This window comes from Actinocrinis sp. (assembly GCF_035946395.1).
Classification (GTDB): Bacteria; Actinomycetota; Actinomycetes; order Streptomycetales; family Catenulisporaceae; genus Actinocrinis.
The window spans coordinates 1-2,733 of record NZ_DASYZI010000143.1; the positions used below are offsets into that span (position 1 = coordinate 1).

Annotated in this window: 3 protein-coding genes; all 3 read right to left on the reverse strand. The window is 69.2% G+C overall.

The window, feature by feature from the left end:
* Positions 1-260 precede the first annotated feature (260 nt).
* Entirely contained in the window at positions 261-1,415 is a 1,155-nt protein-coding gene (gene argJ, locus VGS97_RS09055) for a bifunctional glutamate N-acetyltransferase/amino-acid acetyltransferase ArgJ (protein WP_326852853.1), read from the reverse strand.
* Between the two features lie 74 nt (positions 1,416-1,489).
* Positions 1,490-1,753, reverse strand: a complete 264-nt coding sequence (locus tag VGS97_RS09060) for an acyl carrier protein (protein ID WP_326852855.1) — start codon at positions 1,751-1,753, stop codon at positions 1,490-1,492.
* A gap of 5 nt (positions 1,754-1,758) precedes the next feature.
* Positions 1,759-2,733 (reverse strand): thioesterase domain-containing protein (locus tag VGS97_RS09065; RefSeq protein ID WP_326852854.1); only part of this gene is annotated, 975 nt, incomplete at its 5' end.

Genomic DNA, 2,733 nt, shown 5'->3' on the forward strand with positions numbered 1-2,733 from the left:
GCCACGCACCGGCAAGTTAGTATACTGACAAATACATGAGACGGCAGTTGTCTCAGGATCCTGTATGAGTTTCACGGTGTGGTGGAGCACGCGTCTGCCTGTTGACACGCGCGGGGAAATTGCGCGCACCGCGGGGGCCGGGCCGGGCGGAAGCAGCGGGCGGAAACGGACCGGGCCGGACCGGGCCGGAGTGCGCGCGTGGCGGTGCCAACTGGTCCGGGTGGTCGGCTGGTTCGAGTGGTTCAGCCGGGTCAGGTCGGTCAGGTGGTGTAGCCGGAGTTGACCTCGACGTAGCCCGCGGTCAGGTCGCAGCCGTAGACGGTGAAAGCGCCGTCCGCGATTCCCAGATCGACGCGGATCACGACCTCGGAGCCGCCGAGGTACTTGCGCGCGGCCTCCAGCATCGCGTCGTCGGCCTCCTCGGGGTACATCTCCAGATCGCCGTAGTGGATACGGACGCGCGCCGGGTCGATGTCCACGTCGTCCTCAAGCTTGCCGACGGCCATCGCGACCCGGCCCCAGTTCGGGTCGGCGCCGTGCACGGAGGTCTTCACCAGCGGCGAGTTGACCACCGTCTTGCCCACGCGGCGGGCCTGCGCCACGTCGCGCGCCCCGGCCACCTCCACCTGGATCAGCTTGGTCGCGCCCTCGCCGTCGGAGGCGATGTCGCGCACGAGCGTGAGCGCGGCCTGATACAGCACGCGCTCGAACTCAGCCTCGTCGACCGGACCGGCCAATGCGTTGGCGAACACGGCGGCCGTGTCGCTGGTGGAAGTGTCCGTGTCGATGCTCAGAGCGTTGAAGGTGCGGTCCACCACTCGCCGGAATACCGCGTCCAGTCGGTCGGGGGCGAGTTCGGCGTCGGTGAAGAAGAAGGTCAACAGCGTGGCCATGTTCGGCTCGATCATGCCGACGCCCTTCGCGATGCCTACGATCACCGCGTCACCGCAGCGCAGGTGCACCGACTTGGGCCGGGTGTCCGTGGTCATGATCGCCGCGGCCGCGGCCTCGAAGTCGGCCGACGGCAGCTGTTGCGGGATCCGCGCGATGCCGTCGCGCAGACTCTCGATCGGGTAAGGCCTGCCGATCACGCCGGTCGAGCCGATCACGAGCTCGCCGGGCGCGATCCCCGCGCGCTGCGCGGCCAGCCGCCGCACTTCCTCGGCGTGCGCGGCGCCGACCTTGCCGGTCGCGACGTTGGCGTTACGCGAGATGACGACCATCCCGCGGGCGTCCTGGCGCGGCGCGTCCTCGCGGCTGAGCCGCACGCTCGGGCCGGCGAAGCGGGACTTGGTGAACACGGCGGCCGAGACCGCGGGCACCTCGGAGAAGACCAGCGCGAAGTCGTGCGCCTGGTCCTTCAACCCCATGTTGGCGGTGTACGAGCGATAGCCCCGCGGCACTGGCAGATCCATGGTCGAGCCCTTCGCGTCGAGTGCCCTGCGGCACCGGTGACGCAAAGCTTATCGCTCTGTGCTCGCCTGCATAACTATGCGCCGCTGTTCGCCGCGGAGAGCCGGACGAGCTCGGCTTCGAGCAGCGCGACGGAGACCGGGCCCGCGAACAGGCTCTCGGTGTCGAAGTCGAGGTCGAACTCGTCCTCCAGCGAGGAGAGGACCTGCACCAGGGTCACCGAGTTCACGCCGAGGCTGACCAGCGTGGACTCCCGCTGCGCCGCGGACAGCGGATGTCCGTGAGCCGCCAGCCGGTCCAGGATGGCGGCACGCGCAGTCACCGTGTTCACACTGCTCATTGCGTTCACGGCAGCTCACCTTCGATCGCGTGGATGACAGCGGGCAGATTGGCGTCGGCGAAAACGTCGAAGTGGCCACCGGCCAGGACGACGCTGCTTGCGACCGGCGCGATACGGCTCCAGTGCGCGGCCTCATTCGGGGCCGGCGTGTCGGCGGCACGCAGGTGGTGTACCGGGATCTCCGAAGGTTGGGGGTCCCAGGCGTTCAGCAGGCTGAGATTCTGCCGGTAGACGGCGAAACGCGCGGTGAGTACGGGGTCTGTCAGCGCACGTTCCGGGTCGAGTTCGATGCCGCTGGTTTGGCGGATGTCACCGAGGAATCCGGCGAGCGTCGGCTCTTCTGCGGCGCCGGGGTTCGGGTGGCTTGCGGCGATGGCGGGCGGTGGGGTGTCGATGACGACGACGCGTGTCACCGGTACCGGACACAGCCGCGCGCTCTCGAAGGCGAGTGCGCCGCCGAAGGACCAGCCCGCGAAGACGAGAGGCGCATCTGCGGTCAAAGCCTGCCCGGACAGTTCGGCCAGACATCGCTCGGCGAGGTCGGCGAGCGTGAAGGTGGCGGCGGAGATCGGGGCGAGAATGGGCGCAGGAGTGGTGCCAGGAGTGGCAGCAGGGGTGGTGCCAGGAGTGGCGGCAGGTGTCGCGGGTGCGGGGCCGTCGAATCCGATGAGGTGAGCCCCGGTGCCCTCGCGTAGGCGCCGCACGAGTTCCGCATAACAGCCCACTCCCCCGCCGACCGGCGGGAACAACACCACGCGCAGCCGCGGAGCCACGGCCGGCCGCGGCGTCAGGACCCAGATACCGCTGTCGGAGCGCACGTGCTCTCGGCAGCGTCGGGACAGGCCGGTAACCGTGGGTTCGGCCATGAACCGACCGTACGAGACGTCATGACCGTAGCCGGAGCGCAGCAGCGACAGCAGGCGGATCGCATCGTACGAACTGCCGCCGTCCTCGAAGAATCCGCGGTGGCCCGGCGGGCG